Source organism: Burkholderia sp. Ax-1724 (assembly GCF_011752995.1).
Classification (GTDB): Bacteria; Pseudomonadota; Gammaproteobacteria; order Burkholderiales; family Burkholderiaceae; genus Paraburkholderia.
In genome coordinates this window covers 226,001-245,511 of sequence record NZ_VWWL01000003.1, presented here as the reverse complement: position 1 = coordinate 245,511, position 19,511 = coordinate 226,001, and the positions used below count along the sequence as shown (strand labels likewise).

The following is a 19,511-nucleotide window of genomic DNA, read 5'->3' as shown; positions in this document are numbered from 1 at the left end:
GCGTCTGGTTAAGGCGTAAGAGCAACGGAATTTTTTAACGTAACGGGCTGCGGCGCAGTTTGCCGAGGTGCCCGGAGGATATGGAAATGACTGATGTTGTGATCGTATCGGCCGCTCGTACTGCAGTGGGCAAGTTTGGTGGGTCGCTGGCCAAGGTTGCCGCGCCTGAACTCGGCGCGTTGGCGGTGCGTGCCGTCCTCGAACGGGCTGGCGTGAAGCCGGACCAGGTGAGCGAAGTGATTCTCGGCCAGGTGCTGACGGCGGGCTCGGGCCAGAACCCCGCGCGTCAATCGGTCATCAAGGCGGGCTTGCCGTCGTCGGTGCCGGGCATGACGATCAACAAGGTGTGCGGCTCGGGCCTGAAGGCTGTGATGCTGGCGGCCAACGCGATCATCGCGGGCGACGCGGACATCGTGGTCGCGGGCGGCCAGGAGAACATGAGCGCCGCGCCGCACGTGCTGCCGGGTTCGCGCGACGGCTTCCGCATGGGCGATGCGAAGCTGATCGACTCGATGATCGTCGACGGCCTGTGGGACGTCTACAACCAGTACCACATGGGCGTGACGGCGGAAAACGTCGCGAAGGAATACGGCATCACGCGCGAAGAGCAGGACGCGTTCGCGGCGCTGTCGCAGAACAAGGCGGAAGCCGCGCAGAAGGCCGGGCGCTTCAACGATGAAATCGTGCCGGTCGAGATTCCGCAGCGCAAGGGCGAGCCGCTGCGCTTCGCCACCGACGAATTCGTGCGCCACGGCGTGACGGCCGAATCGCTCGCGGGTCTGAAGCCGGCCTTCTCGAAGGAAGGCACGGTCACGGCGGCGAACGCGTCGGGTCTGAACGACGGCGCGGCCGCGGTGCTCGTGATGTCGCTGAAGAAGGCCGAAGCGCTCGGTCTCACGCCGCTCGCGCGCATCAAGGCGTATGCGAACGCCGGTATCGATCCGAAGGTGATGGGCATGGGCCCGGTGCCGGCATCGCGCCGTTGTCTCGAGCGCGCGGGCTGGACGCCGGCCGATCTGGACCTGATGGAAATCAACGAAGCGTTCGCCGCGCAGGCGCTCGCGGTGCACAAGCAGATGGGCTGGGACACCTCGAAGATCAACGTGAACGGCGGGGCAATCGCGATCGGCCATCCGATCGGCGCGTCCGGCTGCCGGATTCTCGTCACGCTGCTGCACGAAATGCAGAAGCGCGATGCGAAGAAGGGTTTGGCGTCGCTGTGCATCGGCGGCGGTATGGGTGTCGCGCTGGCTGTCGAGCGCATGTAAGGTATGGCTGGGGTGCGCCGCGCCGGTCCTGCGCGGTGTACCCCGGAACGTGGCTCGCGCCGGTAGTGCGCGTTGCCGGCTGGTCGCCCGGCCGCAGCGGAGAACCAGCATCAGGCGAGACAGGAGGTTGCCGGTCGGCACCTCGAAAACGATAACGGAGTAGGGTTTATGACACAGCGAATTGCGTATGTAACGGGCGGCATGGGCGGCATTGGCACGAGCATCTGCCAGCGTCTGCACAAGGAAGGTTTCAAGGTGATCGCGGGCTGCGGCCCGAATTCGCCGCGCCGCGCGAAGTGGCTCGATGAGCAGAAGGCGCTCGGTTTCGATTTCGTCGCCTCCGAAGGCAACGTCGGCGACTGGGAATCGACCAAGGCCGCGTTCGACAAGGTCAAGGCCGAGGTCGGCGAGATCGACGTGCTGGTCAACAATGCCGGTATCACGCGCGACGTCGTGTTCCGCAAGATGACGCACGAAGACTGGACGGCGGTGATCGACACCAACCTGACGAGCCTTTTCAACGTCACCAAGCAGGTGATCGACGGCATGGTCGAGCGTGGCTTTGGCCGCGTGATCAACATTTCGTCGGTGAACGGCCAGAAGGGCCAGTTCGGCCAGACCAATTATTCGACGGCGAAGGCCGGTATTCACGGCTTCACGATGTCGCTCGCGCAGGAAGTGGCGACCAAGGGCGTGACGGTCAACACCGTGTCGCCGGGCTATATCGGCACCGACATGGTCAAGGCGATCCGCCCCGACGTGCTGGAAAAGATCGTGGCGACGATCCCGGTGCGCCGTCTCGGCCAGCCGGACGAAATCGGCTCGATCGTGGCGTGGCTCGCGTCGGAAGAGTCGGGTTTCTCCACGGGCGCCGATTTTTCGCTCAACGGCGGCTTGCATATGGGTTGAGCCCCCGGCGCGCCGCTCACAAGGCGGCGCGCTTCGGCTCAGAGGGTTCCGCCGGCGTTCCACCTGTGCAATGATCCGATTGCACAGGTGGAACGCCGTTTCCGCGTTTAACTCGAGCTTAAAAGGCGCTACATGACTACTACTACAAAGAAAACGGCCGAACGACTGATAAAGAAATATCCGAATCGTCGGCTTTACGATACCGAGACGAGTACCTACATCACGCTGACCGATGTGAAACAGCTCGTGCTCGATCAGGAGGATTTCAAGGTTATCGATGCCAAAAGCAACGAGGACCTGACGCGAGCCATCCTGTTGCAGATCATTCTCGAAGAGGAGAGCGGCGGCTTGCCGATGTTCTCGTCGTCGATGCTCTCGCAGATCATCCGTTTCTATGGTCATGCGATGCAGGGCATGATGGGCACGTACCTGGAAAAGAACATCCAGGCCTTCATCGACATTCAGGCGAAGCTCGCCGACCAGTCGAAGAATCTCTATGAAGGCAAGGCGATGAACCCCGAAGTCTGGTCGCAGTTCATGAACATGCAGGCACCGATGATGCAGGGCATGATGACCAGCTATATCGAGCAATCGAAGAACATGTTCGTGCAGATGCAGGAGCAGATGCAAAACCAGGCAAAAACGATGTTCGCTACCTTCCCGTTCACGCCCGGTAGCGGGGTCAACGCGAGCAATGCGCCTGCTGCGTCGCAGGACAATCCGGAACCGGAGAAGAAGTAATAGCGACGAAGTAATGGCGACTCGCGGCGTAAGCGACGCTGCGCCATTGCCGGGGCTCGGGGAGCCGCCGTGGGATGGCAGGCAGGTCTGCTTGCGTGGGGTGCCTCGCGGGTATTGAGCGTATCGGCGGGTGCTGGCGGTGGGCCGGTTGCGCGGCGCCGTGCGTGTCGGCGGACGGCGTTCCGGATAAGCGGGATGGGCCTGGTGCCGGATCGGCCAGCCCCGACGTCGGCGTCCTTGCGGGCCTTACCCGTTGCGTGGAAGTGCGCGGTGGGCAGCACGGTACAATAGCGGGTTCGCGTGCACGCGGAATCACGCGGATTAATCACCTGGATTATTTCCGCCGGCGGAGCCGGGCATGCCGTGCGCATGCTTGCATGCTGCTTGTGCGGTCGTTCGTGTGCCCTGTTTGTGCATCGTCGCCCGCGGTTCGACGTTCCGCTGTTCCCGTCGCCCGGTTCGCTCGCGTCTTGAGTTTCGCGCCATTCCTTCTGGTTTGATGAGTCATTCTCCGGCGCGACCGACGTCCTCACCGTTGCCATCGCTTTTTGCCGGACCCGCCCCGTGTTTCAGATCGTTTCCCTCATTGCCTCGATGCCTGTGCCCAGGCTGCATCGCTTCGCTTTAGCCGCCGTTGTCCGGCATTTCATCGAGGCGCTGCGATGAGCCGGCTGTTTCTTGCACCGATGGAAGGGCTGGCGGACTACGTGCTGCGCGACGTGCTGACCGGCACCGGCGGATTCGACGGCTGCGTGTCCGAATTTATCCGCGTGACGGGCACGTTGTTGCCCACGCGCATCTACGAGCGCGAGGCGCCCGAAATCCTGCATGCGAGCGTGACCGCGAGCGGCACGCCGATGGTGATCCAGTTGCTCGGCAGCGATCCGGAATGGATGGCGCGCAATGCCGCGCACGCGGCCACGTTGTCGCCCTATGGCATCGATCTGAACTTCGGCTGTCCCGCCAAGGTCGTCAATCGGCATGGCGGCGGCGCGATGCTGCTCGCGGACCCGACGCAATTGAACGAGATCGTGTCGGCGGTGCGCGCGGCGGTGCCGGCCGGGATCGTGGTGACCGCGAAAATGCGCCTTGGCGTTTCCGATACGTCGCGGGCGATCGATTGCGCGCAGGCGCTCGCGGAAGGCGGCGCGGCGTCGCTGGTCGTACATGCGCGCACGCGCGACGACGGCTACCGGCCGCCCGCGCACTGGGAGTGGATCGCGCGTATCGATGATGCCGTCGACGTGCCCGTCATCGCGAACGGCGACGTCTGGAGCGTCGCGGACTGGGCGCGCTGCCGTGCCGTGAGCGGTTGTGCGGACGTGATGATCGGACGCGGCGCCGTATCGGACCCGTTCCTCGCGCGACGGATTCGCGGATTGATGGACCCGTCCCCGTCGGCTGGCGAGTGGTGCGACGTGCTGCGCTCCATTGCCGGCTATCTGACGAGGCTGCAGGCGCGCGGCACGTTGCGCCACGAGCATGGCCGCGTCAAGCAATGGCTCAGCTATCTGCGGCGCACCTGGCCGCAAGCCGCCGAATTGCACGAGACGATCCGGCGCATGCAGGATTCCCGCGAGATTTTTGCGGTGATCGGGCAGGCGTTGGCGTGTGAGGGCGCGGTGATGGCGTCCGGATACGAAACGGTTGATGGTTGCGTGTGACGGGGAGTTGACTGCCGACTGGTCTGGGCGCGACTGCCATCACACTTTAGTGGCTGCGTTTCGGGATCTCGATGATTGTCGGGCCGGCGAGCTTGTACGTGTCTTTATGGGTGGGTGGATACGTGTGTGCCTGGCTTTGCCGGTGGGATTCGCATCCCGACTGTGCGTGCCGGTGCGTCATCGATCACGCCTTGCATTCGTTGCGAACTGCCTGGACGCAGCGCGCCGAAGTACGCTCGATCTTTCGCGCAGCGCAGCATCGGGACGACGACGGAGTACCTCACGATCTTTAAGCCGGTTAATTGTCGGTGGGGGGCGGTTGTGTGTTTTGCGTGGCAGTAGTAAGCGGCGATAAAGACGGTTGCCCCAGCGCGAGTAGCAGGAGACTTGCAAGGCCGAGCGTGCGCGCGAATTCGTCATCCAGTTGATTGCCTTGATCGGTAATCGACATCGGCACAACGAGCTCCCGGTTTGTCAGCTTGATCGCAGCATCCTTGGGGACCGTCGAGATGCAGATTGATTTATTCGCTTCATCATAAGTAATGACCACACCACGGGGCGGCATCTGCTTTTTTATCGACATCGCTACATTCCTTTTAGCGTGCAGCTCCGATGAGTTCCAACCTTGAATTCGATCGCCATCCGCCTTCCATGTCCGCGTCAGATCAGCGGGCAAACCTATCATGGCGTCGAATCACGTATGACAAAAGAATGAATCCCTGAAACCACTGCGCACGCCGCAATACCCGCCGGCAGCCGCAGGAACACACCATGCCGCGAGTGAGAGCATCTCGCAACATCGTGGACAACCGTCAACGAAAGCCGGCAGAAACCACCGAAGATCGATCGCGGACGAATCGGCCCGTACGCAGCCGTGCTTCGCCGTGTCACGCGCCGCAGGTTCGAGCGGCGCGGCTGCCTGTTGTCAGCCACCTGTTTTTGGATCGGGGAACCACAAATAGCTGTAAACTCTCGTCTTTGCTGCCATTCCAAGATTCCCCTCACATGTCCAAGCTGCACAGCGTCAACCCGTCCGAGCCGCCTCGCGTGGGCTTCGTATCCCTCGGGTGCCCCAAAGCCCTCGTCGATTCCGAGCAGATCATCACCCAGCTGCGTGCCGAAGGTTATGAAATCTCCGGCACCTACGACGGCGCGGATCTCGTGGTCGTCAACACCTGCGGCTTTATCGACGAAGCCGTGCAGGAAAGCCTCGACGCGATCGGCGAAGCGCTTAGCGAAAACGGCAAGGTCATCGTGACCGGCTGCCTCGGCGCGAAAAAGAGCGCGAGCGGCTCGGGGCTGATCGAGGAAGTGCATCCGAAGGTGCTGGCCGTGACCGGTCCGCACGCGGTCGGCGAAGTGATGCAGGCGGTCCATAACCATCTGCCGAAGCCGCACGATCCGTTCGTCGATCTCGTGCCGGCCGCGGGCGTCAAGCTCACGCCGCGCCACTACGCCTACCTGAAGATTTCCGAGGGCTGCAACCACCGCTGCACGTTCTGCATCATCCCGTCGATGCGCGGCGATCTCGTGTCGCGCCCGGTCGCCGAGGTCATGCTCGAAGCGGAAAACCTGTTCAAGTCCGGCGTCAAGGAACTGCTCGTCATTTCGCAGGACACGAGCGCCTATGGCGTCGACGTCAAATATCGCACCGGCTTCTGGAACGGCAAGCCGATCAAGACGCGCATGACCGACCTCGTCGGCGCGCTCGGCGAACTCGCCGCGCAATACGGCGCGTGGGTGCGTCTGCATTACGTGTATCCGTACCCGAGCGTCGACGAAGTGATTCCGATGATGGCCGAAGGTCCGTACAAGGGCCACGTGCTGCCGTATCTCGACGTGCCGTTCCAGCACGCGCATCCCGAAGTGTTGAAGCGCATGAAGCGTCCGGCCAATGCCGAGAAGGTCATGGAGCGCGTTAAGGCATGGCGCGAAATCTGCCCGGACCTGACGATCCGCAGCACGTTTATCGCGGGCTTCCCCGGCGAGACCGAGGCGCAGTTCGAGACGCTGCTCGATTTCATCCGCGAGGCGGAACTCGACCGTGTGGGCTGCTTTGCCTACTCGCCGGTCGAAGGCGCGAGCGCCAACGAACTCGACGGCGCACTGCCCGACGAAGTGCGCGAGGAGCGCCGCGCGCGCTTCATGGAAGTGGCCGAGCAGGTGTCGGCCAAACGCATCGCGAAGAAGGTCGGCAAGACGCTGAAGGTGCTCGTCGACGAAATCAACGCCGACGGCGGCATCGGCCGTACCGCGGCGGATGCGCCGGAAATCGACGGCGTCGTCTATATCGCGCCGACCACCAAGGCGTCGAAGCGCTACAAGGTCGGCGATTTCGTCTCGGTGAAGATCACCGGCGCCGACGGTCACGATCTGTGGGGCGAGGTCTGAGCGATGACGGCAAACATGGTGGCAAATCGGACACCGGAGATCCTCGCGCTCGGCGAGGCGATGATCGAATTCAACCAGTCGGCGAAGGATCAGCCGAACTATCTGCAAGGCTTCGGCGGCGACACCTCGAACTTCTGCATCGCGGCGTCGCGCCAGGGCGCGAAGACCGGCTTCGTGTCGGCGGTCGGTGCCGATCACTTCGGGCGCCTGCTCGTCGATCTGTGGCAGCGCGAGCAGGTCGACACCGCGTTCGTGCGCGTCGATCCGCTGGCGCCGACCGGCGTCTATTTCGTGTCCCACGGTCCGAACGGCCACGCGTTCGACTATCTGCGCGCGGGCTCGGCGGCGAGCCGCTATGCGCCGGCCGATCTGCCGCGCGAGGCGCTTGCGGCGGCCAAGGTCGTGCATCTGTCCGGCATCAGTCTCGCGATCAGCGTGAGCGCCTGCGATGCCGCGCTCGAGGCGATCGCATATGCGCGCGCGAACGGTGCGCGCGTGAGCTTCGACACGAATCTGCGCCTGAAGCTGTGGCCGCTCGCGCGGGCGCGCGCGGTGATGCTCGAGGCGATCCGTCAGACCGACATCTGCCTGCCGAGCTGGGACGACGTGACCGAACTCACGGGCCTGACGGGCCGCGACGAGATCGTCGATTTCCTGCTGTCGCACGGGCCAAGCGTCGTTGCGCTGAAGCTCGGCAAGGACGGCTCGTATATCGCGACGCCGAACGAGCGGCGCGTCGTGCCGGGGCACGTCGTCAATGCGGTCGATGCGACCGGCGCGGGCGACTGCTTCGGCGGCGCGTTCATCGCGCGCATCGTCGCCGGCGACGATGCGTTTGCCGCCGCGCGTTATGCGAACGTCGCCGCGGCGTTGTCGACGCAAGGTTATGGCGCGGTCGCGCCGATTCCGTCGCGTGAGGCGGTGGAGAAGCTGCTGGCGGGTTGAGCATCACGAAGCCGCGGGGGGGCCGCGAGCGCCATGTGCGGCGTCGCGCGGCAGGCGGTACCTGATGCCGCAAGCGAGGCAGTAAGCGAGGCGACAAGCGAGGCAGCAGAATCATTCGAAGAGACCGGAACAGGAGCGAGCGATGCAACGGGACGTAGTGGTGGTAAGCGGCGTGCGCACGGCAATCGGCGCGTTCGGCGGCAGCCTCAAGGACTTTGCGCCGACCGATCTCGGCGCGCGCGTCGTGCGAGAGGTGCTTGAACGTGCGAGCGTGTCGGGCGACGAAGTGGGGCACGTCGTGTTCGGCAATGTCGTGCACACCGAGGCGAAGGACATGTATCTCGCGCGCGTCGCGGCGCTCAACGGCGGCGTCGCGCAGCATACGCCCGCGCTGACCGTGAACCGCCTGTGCGGCTCGGGCCTGCAGGCGATCGTCTCGGCCGCGCAAAGCGTGCTGCTCGGCGACGCCGACATCGCGATCGGCGGCGGCGCGGAGAACATGAGCCGCGCGCCGTACTCGATGCCGGCCGCGCGCTTCGGGCAGCGCATGGGCGACGCGCGCCTCGTCGACATGATGGTCGGCGCGCTCAACGATCCGTTCCAGTCGATCCATATGGGCGTGACGGCCGAGAACGTCGCGCGCCAGTATGACATCTCGCGCGACGCGCAGGACGCGCTTGCGCTCGAATCGCACCGCCGCGCGGCGCACGCGATCACGAACGGCTACTTCAGGGAACAGATCCTGCCGATCACGATTCCCTCGAGGAAGGGCGACGTCGTGTTCGACACCGACGAGCACACGCGGATGAACGCATCGGCGGAAGACTTCGCGAAGCTGAAGCCGGTGTTCGCAAAGGAAAACGGCACGGTGACGGCCGGCAACGCGTCGGGCATCAACGACGCGGCGGCCGCCGTCGTGCTGATGGAGCGTGGCATCGCCGAGAAGCGCGGCGTGAAGCCGCTGGCGCGGCTGGTGTCGTATGCGCATGCGGGCGTCGATCCGGCGTATATGGGCATCGGGCCGGTGCCGGCGAGCCGCAAGGCGCTCGAACGCGCGGGCCTTACCGTCGCCGATCTCGACGTGATCGAGGCCAACGAGGCGTTCGCCGCGCAGGCCTGCGCGGTCAGCAAGGAACTCGGACTCGATCCGGCCAGGGTCAATCCGAACGGCTCGGGCATTTCGCTCGGCCATCCGATCGGCGCGACCGGCGCGTTGATTACCGTCAAGGCGTTGTATGAGTTGCAGCGTATCGGCGGGCGCTATGCGCTCGTCACGATGTGCATCGGCGGCGGGCAGGGGATCGCGGCGATCTTCGAGCGTCTCTGAGGTCGCGCGGCACGCCGTCGCCGGCAGGGTAGGAAGCAGGATCAGGCAACAAGGATGAAAAGGATGCGGGAATCGAAAGCGACGCAGGGCTCGCCAGCGAGCATGTCGAGGGATAGCGCGGCGCGCACGGCAAGACGCGCGCCGCGGCAACGCGCGAGGGTGATCGCGGCCGTAGCCGCGCTGCTGTGTGCGGGCACGGTGCTGTGGATGCCGTCGCAGGCATGGGCCGAGAGCGATGCGGTCAAGGCACTGGCGCCGCCGCCGCCGATCTCGTTGCCGCTCAAACCGAGCCCGGAGTTCGCGAAGTTTCCGCGTTATGCCGGCACGCTCGGCAAGCGTCCGATCGTGCTGCGGCTCGGCCCGAAGACCGACGATCCGTCCGGCGTGCACGGCGAGTATCAGTACGGCGATACCGGCGAGGTGATCCTGATCGCCGGCGACCGCGCCGATGACACGCTCGAAGTCGAGGAGTCGAACGACGGCACGCATATCACCGGCAACTGGGTCGGCAAGTTCGGCGCGGATGGGGCGCTCGAAGGCGAGCGCATGAATGTCGACGATTCCGATCCGCAGCCGTTCGATCTGAAGCCGCTGGCGGCGGGGCAGGCGGTGCCGGTGGCGGGGGCGGCGGGTGTAGCCAATGCAGCCGCGCCGAAGCCGGCTACCGTGCCGCAGCCTGCGGCGAACGGTGCGCCCGCGCCGGCTGCGGGTGGTCATGCGGTCGGCGGCGTCAGCAACCTGCAAACCGGCGATTGATGTTGCCGTTGGCCCTGTTGCCGGACGTGTGCGGTATAGGCAGCCTATGTCGCGTAGGCTGCTCGGGCCGCCTCGGCCGCTCACCCCGCGCACGCGGCTCGCATCGCGCGTCCGACGCGAGCCGCTTGGCGTGTCCGGGCTCGCGTAGCCGACGCACCGCACGCAACGGCGCGGCCGTCGCATTGACCCGGCATTCCCCGTTTTCTCACCGAACTTCACCATGACCCAATCCAAACTCAAACGCGGTCTGCAAACCCGCACGGTGCGCGCCGAGGACCGTATCACGCCGGGCTTCGAGTCGTTCTCGACGCCGGTCACGCGAGCGTCGACGGTGGTGTTTCCTGATCTCGCGACGATGCGCGCGCTCGACTGGAAAAACGACGAGCAATGGCGCTACGGCCTGCACGCGACGCCGACGCAGATCGCGCTCGCGCAGCGGCTCGCCGCGATCGAGGGTGGCAATCATGCGCTGTTGCAGCCGTCGGGGTTGTCGTCGATTTCGAACGTGTACTTCGGTCTCTTGAAGGCCGGCGACGACGTGCTGATTCCCGACAACGTCTATTCGCCGAACCGCGATCACGGCGACTGGCTCGCGCGCGATTTCGGCGTGACGGCGCGCTACTACGATCCGCTGATCGGCGCGGGCATCGCCGGTCTGATCCAGCCGAACACGCGCCTGATCTGGATCGAGGCGCCCGGCTCGGTGACGATGGAAGTGCCCGACGTGCCGGCCATCACGGCGGCGGCGCGCGCGCGCAACGTCGTCACCGCGATCGACAACACGTGGTCCGCGGGGCTCGCCTTCCGGCCGTTCGATCACGGCGTCGACATCTCGGTGCAGGCGCTGACGAAGTACCAGTCGGGCGGCGGCGACGTGCTGATGGGCGCGACGATCACACGCGAGCGCGAACTGCATCTGAAGCTGAAGGCGGCGCGCATGCGCATGGGCATCGGCGTTTCGTCCGACGACTGCTCGCTGATTCTGCGCAGCCTGCCGAGCATGCAACTGCGTTTCGCGCAGCATGACCGCGCGGCGCTCGCGATCGCCACGTGGCTGAGGAGCCGGCCGGAAATTGCCGCGGTGCTGCATCCCGCGTTCGCCGATTGTCCGGGGCACGAGGCGTTCAAGCGCGATTTCACGGGCGCGGGCGGCCTGTTCTCGGTCGTGTTCGACGAACGCTACAGCGCGGCGCGGATCGACACGTTCTGCGAGTCGCTCGAACTCTTTTCGCTCGGCTGGAGCTGGGGCGGCGCACATAGTCTCGCGATGCCGTACGACATCGTGTCGATGCGCACGGCGGCGCAATGGCCGCATCGCGGCACGCTGGTGCGCTTCTATATCGGCCTCGAGGAAGAAGCGGATTTGCGCGCGGACATCGAACAGAGTCTTGCGGCGCTGGCTTGACGCGCCAGGGATTGATTCGCCGCGGCTACGCTTGAGAAACCCGCCGGGATATCTTTCCCGGCGGGTTTTTTTATTCGCGCAGACTCGCTCGAACGGGACAGCAAGCCTGACCATTCGGCCGAATGGCCGACGCCTTGCGGCGCCGCTACGATGATGTGCATTCCGATCAACGATTGCGGCGCGCGTGAGGTTCGATGAATCTTTTCTTCTGGATGTTGCTGAATCTTGCCGTGCCGATCGCGGGTCCGCTCTTCACGCTTGCGCTCGTCGCGCCCGCGTATGGCTGGCGCGTTTCGTGGCGATTGATTGCGGCGTCGGTGAAGGACGGGCAACTGTTCTGGTGTGCGATTGGATTGTGTGCCGCCGCGATCTACGAGGCGGTGGCGGCATTGGAGCAGGACAGTCGGGAAACGTCGCTGCTTGCGCTCGGGATTGTCGGGTTTTGCGGGCTGGCGTTCGTGGGTTCCATGGTTGTGACGTCGAGCTTGCTCAAGGCGCGGCACGACGGTTCGGGCACAACGAAGGGGCACGCGCAGAGGGCGCATGCGGATGGCACATTCTCGCGTGTCGCGATAGGCGCATCGATTGCCATGACCTGGCTGGCGGCGCTTCTATTCGCATTCCTTTACATGCACTTGAATCACTTTTTTTAGATAGTGCAGCGTTTATACTGATTCCTTCTTGTGGAGGAACTGATGAAGCAATTTATCTTGTCCTTGGGATCGGACAAAAATCATGAGCGCATCGTAAAAGGAGGGCTGATCGTCAGCATCCTGATTTCCATCGTCATGTTTGTGGCGTTCCTGCCCGGCACCTTCAGCAGATAACCCTGTGGCCTGCCCGGCTTGTTAGCGCGGTGGCTGGTGTCCCGACGCGCTACCGCAACCGCAATGCAACCCCAAACACAGCCTCAACGCATCCGCCTCAAAACAGCCGCAGCAAGCCATCCAGCCCAACCCAATTGAACGACACGCTCGCGGCTTCGCGCACCACCGGCTTCGCGCGGAACGCAACGGAGAGTCCCGCTTCGGCCATCATCTTCAGGTCGTTCGAGCCGTCGCCCATCGCAATCGCGCGGGACGGTTCGATGCCGAGCGTCGCGCAGGTCTCGCGCAGCGTGCGCGCCTTGACGTCGGCATTGACGATCTCGCCGAGCACCTTGCCGGTCAGCTTGCCGTCGACGATTTCCAGCGTGTTCGCGCGCGTGAAATCGAGGCCGAGGCGTGCCTTGAGTTTTTCGGTGAAGAACGTGAAGCCGCCCGAGACGAGCAGCGTTTTCAGACCGGCCTGCTTCGCGCCGGCAAGCATCGTTTCGGCGCCCGGCGACAGTTGCAGCCGCTCCTCGTAAACACGTTCGAGCGCGCTCGCGTCGAGCCCTTTCAGCAGAGCGACGCGGCGCGTCAGGCTTTCGTTGAAGTCCTTGATCTCGCCGCGCATCGATGCCTCGGTAATGGCCGCGACCTCGGCCTTGAGCCCGCAGAAGTCGGCGATTTCGTCGATGCATTCGATCGTAATCAGCGTCGAGTCCATGTCCATCGCGACGAGGCCGAAGTCGCGCAACGCGCGGCCGGCGTCGACGAACGCGTAATCGAGCCGATGTGTCTGACAATACACCTCGATGTCGGCGCGCTGAGAAAGGTGCGCATTGGCGATACGAATGGCGTGCGTGTCGACGATGGTAGCCTGCGAGCCGCGCGCGAGCGCGACGAGCGTTTTGTGGTGGTCGGCGGAGAAGGGCGCGGTGCTTTGAATGACGAGGTTCATGGACGACCGGTGACGCGAATAGATGGACGAATCAGTGGACGCGCGGCGCGCGCGGAAAATCCCGCTATTGTAGCGGTTCCGCGCGCGGCGCCGTCGCATGCGGCAGTCCGGCCGGCGTGCAATCTGGTAGCGCGCGGTTCATACTGGCGCATCGAGCGCATGCACCGAAGCGACTGCACCTGGCCGTTGTGTCAGGGCGAAAGCGAATCGCGACGTGCGGCGATTGGCGCACGAAGCCGCTGCAACCAGTCGGACCAGGATCGCGGCGGTGTATTGACGAATTGCGATGAATCGCGACGAATCCTGACGAGTCACCACGAATCGCGACGCACAACGCAATATCGCGACGTATCGGTGCGAGCCGCATCAACCGGGGCGCAACAAGGCGCCTTCACGGAGACAACGCATGACCCAGGCGACCGCCAGCGACGCAGCCTCTCTTGCCCGCAACTTCGATCTGCGCCATCTGAGCCCGGCGTTCCATGCCGATCCCTATCCGGTCTACCACGCGCTACGCACTTGCGAGCCGGTCAAGCGCATGCCGGACGGTTCGCTCTTTCTGACGCGCTTTCGCGACGTGCAGGCGGTCTACCGCGATCCGAAGACCTTCAGCTCCGACAAGACCGTCGAGTTCCGCCCGAAGTACGGCGATTCGCCGCTCTATGCGCATCACACGACGAGTCTCGTGTTCAACGATCCGCCGCGTCATACGCGGGTGCGCAAGCTGATCGCCGGCGCATTGACCGCGCGCGCGATCGCGGCGATGGAGCCGGGGCTGATCCGGCTCGTCGACAGCTTGCTCGATGCGGCCGCGCAGCGCGGGCGCATCGATCTGATCGGCGAGTTCGCCTCGGCGATTCCGGTCGAGATCATCGGCAATCTGCTCGACGTGCCGCATGCCGAACGCGCGCCGCTGCGCGACTGGTCGCTCGCCATACTCGGCGCGCTCGAACCGTCGCTGAGCGAGGCGCAGTTCGAGCGCGGCAACCGCGCGGTCAGCGAGTTCGTCGACTATCTGCGCGGACTCGTCGCGCGACGCCGCCGCGAGCCGGGCGATCCGCAGCACGATGTGCTGACGCGGCTGATTCAGGGCGAGGGACCGGGTGAACAGTTGTCGGAAGCGGAGTTGCTGCAGAACTGTATTTTCATTCTCAACGCCGGGCACGAGACGACCACGAACCTGATCGGCAACGGTCTCGTCACGCTGACCGAATGGCCCGACGCGCGCGCCGCGTTGCTGCGCGAGCCGGCGCTGATCGATACGGCGATCGAGGAGTGCCTGCGCTTCGAGAGTTCCAACCAGCTCGGCAACCGTATGAGCACCACGGACACCGAAATCGGCGGCGTCGCGGTCGCGCGCGGTACGCCGGTCACGCTGTGCATCGGCGCGGCCAATCGCGATCCCGAGCAGTTTGCCGAACCGGATCGCTTCGATATTCGCCGCGACCCGAACCGGCATCTCGCGTTCGGCTTCGGTATTCACCAGTGTGCGGGTTTGTCGCTCGCGCGGCTCGAGGCGCGCATCGCGATCGGGCGCTTCGTGCAGCGCTTTCCGGACTATCGGCTCGACGGTGTGCCGACGCGCGGCGGGCGCGTGCGGTTTCGCGGCTTCGCGGCGGTGCCGGTCGAACTGGAGCCGTGATGCGCGGTGCGGCGTGACGGGGCGCGAGCCGCGGAGCAATCCGCGAAATGTCGGCAAGCAGGTGTGAGAGGACTTCGAACGCGAACTTCGGGACACCGGCCGCGCTCGTACTTCAGGTGCTTCAGGTGCTTCAGGTGCTTCAGGTGCTTCAGGTGCTTCAGGTGCTTCAGGTGCTTCAGGTGCTTCAGGTGCTTCAGGTGCTTCAGGTGCTTCAGGTGCTTCAGGTACTTCAGGTACTTCAGGTGCTTCAGGTACTTCAGGTACTTCAGGTACTTCAGGTGCTCCAACTCGCGGCACGCCGCAACCGATTCCCCACCAGGCACCACACATAATCAGGCCCGGCACTTCGCGAAAAGCACCGGGCCAAGGCGCACTACGGCGTATTACTTATCGTCTCTCTCGTCACCCTGCTTCAGGTGAAGCCCCGGCAGCGTCCGCGTGCCTTCGGCAACCACCGCATGCAGCAGGCGCGGATCGAGGTCGAGCGCCGCGAGGATGGTCGGCGCGACCTGCGTCGTCAGCACGCGCTCGTCGATCTGGCGACCGGCGCCATGCATTCCCGGGTAGCCGATGACGAGGCCGAGGTGGCTGTCGTCCGGTGCGTTGCCGCCGTGCTCTTCATCCTTCGCCGTGCTCGACGTGTAGATCACGCCCGGATTCGGCTGCACGATGATGTCGGGCGTACGGCCTTGCGCCGGATCGCCGAAGCGCGCCGCCAGTTGCTTGCCGGACAGGATGTAAGCCTGCGGACCGTCCGCGCAGATGCCGGGCGCATTGCACGACAGATTCTGCTCGAGCGTCTGGATCACGGCGTTGCGCTGCGATTGATCGCGCAGCCAGATCAGGCCCACGTCGTCGGTCTGCACCATGCCGGTGTCGACGAGACCCGTGCCGTCGTTCAGGTTGCCGCTTTTCGTACTGTTCTGGCCGAAGTTGCCGTTCGGGTCGAGGTAGTTGTTCGCTTCAAGCAGCTTCGACAGCGTGTCTCCGTTCTTCACGAGCTTCGTATGATCGGTCGGCGACTGGCCGTGCTTGGCCGTCACGATGACGAGCGTCGACTTGTACAGGTTCTGCTGCTTGAGCGCTGCCACCACGCGGCCGAGCGAATTGTCGATATAGCCGATCGCGCCGGCCACCTGCGTACCCGGCGTGAAACTGGCATCGAGATAGCCGCCGCCGCTGGCTACCGTGGCCTTTTGCGCAACGCTCAGCGTCTGGAAGTTCGCGCCGAACACCGTCGGCACCGGTTCGTTGTGCGTACCCGTCGAGTCCATGCCGCCGATCTGGTTGATGAGCGCCTGTACGTGGTAGTCGTCGAACTTCTCGGTGTGCGTATACGTGTCGAGGTAGTACGTGTTCGTCGCGGGGTCGATCGAATTGATCTCGGTGCGGGCCAGGTCGTCCACGCCATGGCCCGACGGTCCGTTCAGCCAGTCGTAGCCCCATGCGTGCTTGTCGGCCCATGCGGTGCGCGCACCGTGCATGCCCTGCTTGACCGCCTCGAAGACCGTGTTCGTCTTGACGTAGTTGTGCGGATAGACCGGCACGCATTGGCCGTTGACGAGCGCGTGCGGAATGGCTTGCGGATTGAATGCGCCGCCGCCGTCGAGGTGCGTGAGCGGGCCGCCGTTCTCGCCGTCGATGCCGGTGGTTTCGTCGAACACGACGTTCCAGCCCTGCTTGCCGGTGCAGCTCGTGTCGCTCGGCGAGTACAGCGTGCGGTCGTAGGACACGTCATAGAAGAGGCCGGCGGACTTCGGCGAGCCGCCCGTGACGAGTGCGGCGAGGCCCGGGAACGAATCGGAGAGGCCCGGCGTGTAGGCGTTCGTGTAGGTGACGCCCGATTTGGCGAGGAGCGCGATATTCGGGCAGGTATTGCCGGCGATGCAGCGCGCGACGTCCTGTTCGTGCAAGCCGTCGAAGCTGATGAGCAGAACATGCTTGACGCCCGCGTCTCCTTCGCCATGGTCATGGTCGTGGTCGTGGGCCTGGGCGGGCGAGAAGGCGCCGCTCAATGCAAGCACGCCCGCGCTGAGCGCCGTCAGACCAGTCGACCATTTTTTTATTGCTTTCATCGTTCACCTCGTTTGCTGGTTGGGGGAAGTCCTGTGAAGCGCGGTGAATGTTGCAAGCGTATTGCGGCGGAGCGATGAACGCGAACTTTCAATTACACAATGTTACGAGTGGGGGCGTCGCGAGATTGGCAGGCTGATTGGGCAGGCTGACGGGGCGATGCATGTCGTTGGCATATGGCGCGTTGTGATCGAGTACGTCAAGCATGCGGCGTAGCCGATGTAGTGGTTTGGCGGTTGACAGTCCTGACGAATCGCTTCGCTTCTGCAGGGACCCGGTAATAACCCGGTAGCGTTCCGGTAGCGACTCGGCAGAACCCAGACGGCCGCTTCGCTCGCACCTCAGCCCCACGCCTTAACCTCGTTCATCCGGCTCGCGATCCCAATACGGCGGATCGCCGAAATGCGCGGCGAGAAAGTCGATGAACGCGAGCGTCTTCGGCGGCACGAATGCACGGCTCGGATACACGGCCCAGATCGCGACGTCGTCGGCGAGCGGATAGCTGTCGAGCACGCTGACCAGCGCGCCGCTGCGCAGATACGGCGCGACGTCCCATGTCGATTTGAGCGCGATGCCGAAGCCGGCGAGCAGCGCGTCGCGGATCACCTCGCCGTTGTCGGTCGCGAGGCGTCCGCCGACCCGCACGTCGAGTGTGCCGGCCGGCGTCACGAAGCTCCAGTCGCGCTGATCCGACAGGATGATGCACTCGTGCCGCGCGAGGTCCGACGGATGGTGCGGCGTGTCATGCGCGGCGAGATACGCGGGCGCGGCGCACAGCACGCGGCGGTTCGCCGCGAGGCGCCGTGCGACCAGCGACGAATCCTTGAGCGCGCCGACCCGGATCGCGACGTCGATGCCCGCGTCGACGAGATCGACGAGTTGATCGGTCATCCGTAAATCGAGGCTCACGCCCGGATAGCGGCGCAGAAATTCGCCGATGACGGGCGATATATGCTGGCGCCCGAACGACGAGGACATCGTCACGCGCAGGCGGCCTTGCGGCTCGGTCTGCGCGCGGCCCACCGAGGCGCGCGCGGCAGCGGCCGCGTCGAGTAGCGCCTCGGCGCGCGTCATGAACACTTCGCCGTCCTGGGTGAGGCTGATGCGGCGCGTGGTCCGATGCAGCAGGCGCGCGCCGAGCAGTTTTTCGAGCTGTGCGATGCGCGAACTCGCGACCGCCGCCGACAGGCCGAACTCGCGCCCGGCCGCCGACACGTTCGCCAGCAGCGCCGCGCGCACGAACAGCGCGACGTCGAGCAGATCGAGCCGCGCGCGCTCGCCGGGCAGCGCCCGGTCAGTGGAAGTTGGGGTATTCATTATTCTGAAAATCAAAAAAATGTTTCAGTCATTATGACTGTTTTATCAGAATAAGAACCCGCCTACGATGACGCTCATGGATTCGGCAGTGACGGCACGCGGTGCGAAACACGAAACGCAGCGGCGGCCGGTTCCTGTCCTCACCGAAGCCGAATCAGAACCCCAACCTCACTTCATTTCACTTCACTCACTTCAACCGAACCCCCGGAGCAGCCATGAAAGCCATCGGACTTTACCGTTATTTGCCGATCGATCACGCCGAAGCGCTCGTCGATGTCGAGATCCCGCAACCCGAAGCAAGCGGACACGATCTGCTCGTGAAGGTCGAAGCGATTTCCGTGAACCCGGTCGACACCAAGGTGCGCGCGCCGAAGGACACCGTCGAGAACGCGCCGCGCGTGCTCGGCTGGGACGCCGCCGGCACGGTCGTCGCGGTCGGGCCCGATGTCTCGCTGTTCAAGGTCGGCGATCCGGTGTTCTACGCGGGCAGCATCACGCGGCCGGGTGCCAACAGCGAGTTTCATCTTGTCGACGAGCGCATCGTCGGGCACAAGCCGGCCTCGCTCGATTTCACGCACGCGGCGGCGTTGCCGCTTACCGCGATCACCGCTTGGGAAGCGCTGTTCGACCGCCTCGGCGTGTCGCCGCAAGGCGCCGACGCGGGCCGCACGGTGCTGATTTTCGGCGGCGCGGGCGGGGTTGGCTCGATCGGCATCCAGCTTGCCAGACAGCTGGCGAAGCTCAAGGTGATCGCGACCGCGTCGCGGCCCGAATCGGCGAAGTGGGTGAAGGAGCTGGGCGCCGATCACGTCGTCGATCATTTCGGCGATCTGCCCGCGCAACTGAAGGCAATCGGCGTCGAGCAGGTCGACTACGTGCTGATCTTCAACGACACCGACCGCAATTTCCCGGCTGCCGCGCAGCTGGTCAAGCCGCAGGGCGGCATCTGCACGATCGTCGAAAACGCTGCGCCGCTGCCGGTCGAACTGCTGAAGGCGAAGAGCGCCGCGTTTCACTGGGAGTTCATGTTCACGCGCTCGATGTTCGGCACGCCTGACATGATCGAGCAGCACAAGCTGCTGACCGAGGTCGCGCGTCTGGTCGATGCGGGCACGCTGCGTACGACGCTCGGCGAGAACCTCGGCCGGATCAACGCGGAGAATCTGCGCCGCGCGCACCGGCAGCTCGAGCAGGGGCGCGCGATCGGCAAACTGGTGTTGAGCGGGTTCTGATCCGGCGATTCGATTCAGCCGGGCACGGACGGCGACGCGTTGACCATGACAGCGAGATGACGCCTCGCCGCGCCGGC

18 protein-coding genes are annotated in these 19,511 nt (G+C 64.6%); 14 read left to right on the top strand and 4 right to left on the bottom strand.

The genetic code is table 11. From position 1 onward, the window contains the following. Nucleotides 1-86: 86 nt before the first annotated feature. From F3J19_RS05120 to F3J19_RS05105, 4 genes are all read left to right on the top strand, one after another. Nucleotides 87-1,268, top strand: coding sequence for an acetyl-CoA C-acetyltransferase (locus F3J19_RS05120; RefSeq protein ID WP_167038448.1), 1,182 nt, complete (start codon nt 87-89; stop codon nt 1,266-1,268). 168 nt (nt 1,269-1,436) lie between these two features. After that, nucleotides 1,437-2,177, top strand: a complete 741-nt coding sequence (locus F3J19_RS05115; RefSeq protein ID WP_167038446.1) for a 3-ketoacyl-ACP reductase — start codon at nt 1,437-1,439, stop codon at nt 2,175-2,177. A 132-nt stretch (nt 2,178-2,309) separates the two neighbouring features. Further along, nucleotides 2,310-2,918 carry a polyhydroxyalkanoate synthesis repressor PhaR gene (gene phaR / locus F3J19_RS05110; protein WP_167038444.1) on the top strand — a complete coding sequence of 203 codons (609 nt, stop codon included), beginning with the start codon at nt 2,310-2,312 and terminating at the stop codon, nt 2,916-2,918. 662 nt (nt 2,919-3,580) lie between these two features. Further along, entirely contained in the window at nt 3,581-4,582 is a 1,002-nt protein-coding gene (locus F3J19_RS05105; protein ID WP_167038443.1) for a tRNA-dihydrouridine synthase, read from the top strand. Nucleotides 4,583-4,880: 298 nt separating this feature from the next. On the opposite strand, the gene F3J19_RS05100 is transcribed toward F3J19_RS05105, so the two are convergent. Next, nucleotides 4,881-5,165, bottom strand: a complete 285-nt coding sequence (locus F3J19_RS05100) for a hypothetical protein (protein WP_167038441.1) — start codon at nt 5,163-5,165, stop codon at nt 4,881-4,883. Between the two features lie 422 nt (nt 5,166-5,587). Between F3J19_RS05100 and rimO the strand changes: the two genes are divergently transcribed. The 7 genes from rimO to F3J19_RS32960 all read left to right on the top strand — a co-directional run bounded on the left by rimO (nt 5,588) and on the right by F3J19_RS32960 (nt 12,233). Continuing rightward, entirely contained in the window at nt 5,588-6,973 is a 1,386-nt protein-coding gene (gene rimO / locus F3J19_RS05095; protein WP_167038439.1) for a 30S ribosomal protein S12 methylthiotransferase RimO, read from the top strand. A 3-nt stretch (nt 6,974-6,976) separates the two neighbouring features. Then, nucleotides 6,977-7,918: a sugar kinase gene (locus tag F3J19_RS05090; protein ID WP_167038437.1), complete on the top strand. Its 942-nt coding sequence runs from the start codon at nt 6,977-6,979 to the stop codon at nt 7,916-7,918. A 142-nt stretch (nt 7,919-8,060) separates the two neighbouring features. Further along, nucleotides 8,061-9,245 carry a beta-ketothiolase BktB gene (gene bktB, locus F3J19_RS05085; protein ID WP_167038435.1) on the top strand — a complete coding sequence of 395 codons (1,185 nt, stop codon included), beginning with the start codon at nt 8,061-8,063 and terminating at the stop codon, nt 9,243-9,245. 102 nt (nt 9,246-9,347) lie between these two features. Continuing rightward, on the top strand, nt 9,348-10,001 hold the full coding sequence (locus tag F3J19_RS05080) for a hypothetical protein (protein ID WP_167038433.1): 654 nt from the start codon (nt 9,348-9,350) through the stop codon (nt 9,999-10,001). 220 nt (nt 10,002-10,221) lie between these two features. Next, entirely contained in the window at nt 10,222-11,406 is a 1,185-nt protein-coding gene (locus F3J19_RS05075; protein ID WP_167038431.1) for a cystathionine beta-lyase, read from the top strand. 194 nt (nt 11,407-11,600) lie between these two features. Next, nucleotides 11,601-12,059, top strand: coding sequence for a hypothetical protein (locus F3J19_RS05070; RefSeq protein WP_167038429.1), 459 nt, complete (start codon nt 11,601-11,603; stop codon nt 12,057-12,059). Between the two features lie 42 nt (nt 12,060-12,101). Next, complete coding sequence (locus F3J19_RS32960) at nt 12,102-12,233, top strand: hypothetical protein (RefSeq protein WP_275691476.1); 132 nt, start codon at nt 12,102-12,104, stop codon at nt 12,231-12,233. Between the two features lie 97 nt (nt 12,234-12,330). On the opposite strand, the gene serB is transcribed toward F3J19_RS32960, so the two are convergent. Beyond that, entirely contained in the window at nt 12,331-13,170 is an 840-nt protein-coding gene (gene serB, locus F3J19_RS05065; RefSeq protein ID WP_167038427.1) for a phosphoserine phosphatase SerB, read from the bottom strand. 406 nt (nt 13,171-13,576) lie between these two features. On the opposite strand from serB, the gene F3J19_RS05060 reads away from it, so the two are divergent. Both F3J19_RS05060 and F3J19_RS05055 read left to right on the top strand, forming a co-directional pair. Then, nucleotides 13,577-14,812 (top strand): cytochrome P450, encoded by a 1,236-nt coding sequence (locus tag F3J19_RS05060; protein ID WP_167038425.1) that lies wholly within the window; start codon nt 13,577-13,579, stop codon nt 14,810-14,812. 125 nt (nt 14,813-14,937) lie between these two features. After that, complete coding sequence (locus F3J19_RS05055; RefSeq protein ID WP_240158748.1) at nt 14,938-15,144, top strand: hypothetical protein; 207 nt, start codon at nt 14,938-14,940, stop codon at nt 15,142-15,144. Nucleotides 15,145-15,195: 51 nt separating this feature from the next. On the opposite strand, the gene F3J19_RS05050 is transcribed toward F3J19_RS05055, so the two are convergent. Both F3J19_RS05050 and F3J19_RS05045 read right to left on the bottom strand, forming a co-directional pair. After that, nucleotides 15,196-16,887: an alkaline phosphatase family protein gene (locus F3J19_RS05050; RefSeq protein ID WP_167038423.1), complete on the bottom strand. Its 1,692-nt coding sequence runs from the start codon at nt 16,885-16,887 to the stop codon at nt 15,196-15,198. Between the two features lie 352 nt (nt 16,888-17,239). After that, nucleotides 17,240-18,202, bottom strand: a complete 963-nt coding sequence (locus tag F3J19_RS05045) for a LysR family transcriptional regulator (protein ID WP_167038421.1) — start codon at nt 18,200-18,202, stop codon at nt 17,240-17,242. Nucleotides 18,203-18,417: 215 nt separating this feature from the next. On the opposite strand from F3J19_RS05045, the gene F3J19_RS05040 reads away from it, so the two are divergent. Continuing rightward, nucleotides 18,418-19,434, top strand: a complete 1,017-nt coding sequence (locus tag F3J19_RS05040; protein ID WP_167038419.1) for a zinc-binding alcohol dehydrogenase family protein — start codon at nt 18,418-18,420, stop codon at nt 19,432-19,434. The last annotated feature ends 77 nt before the right edge of the window (nt 19,435-19,511 follow it).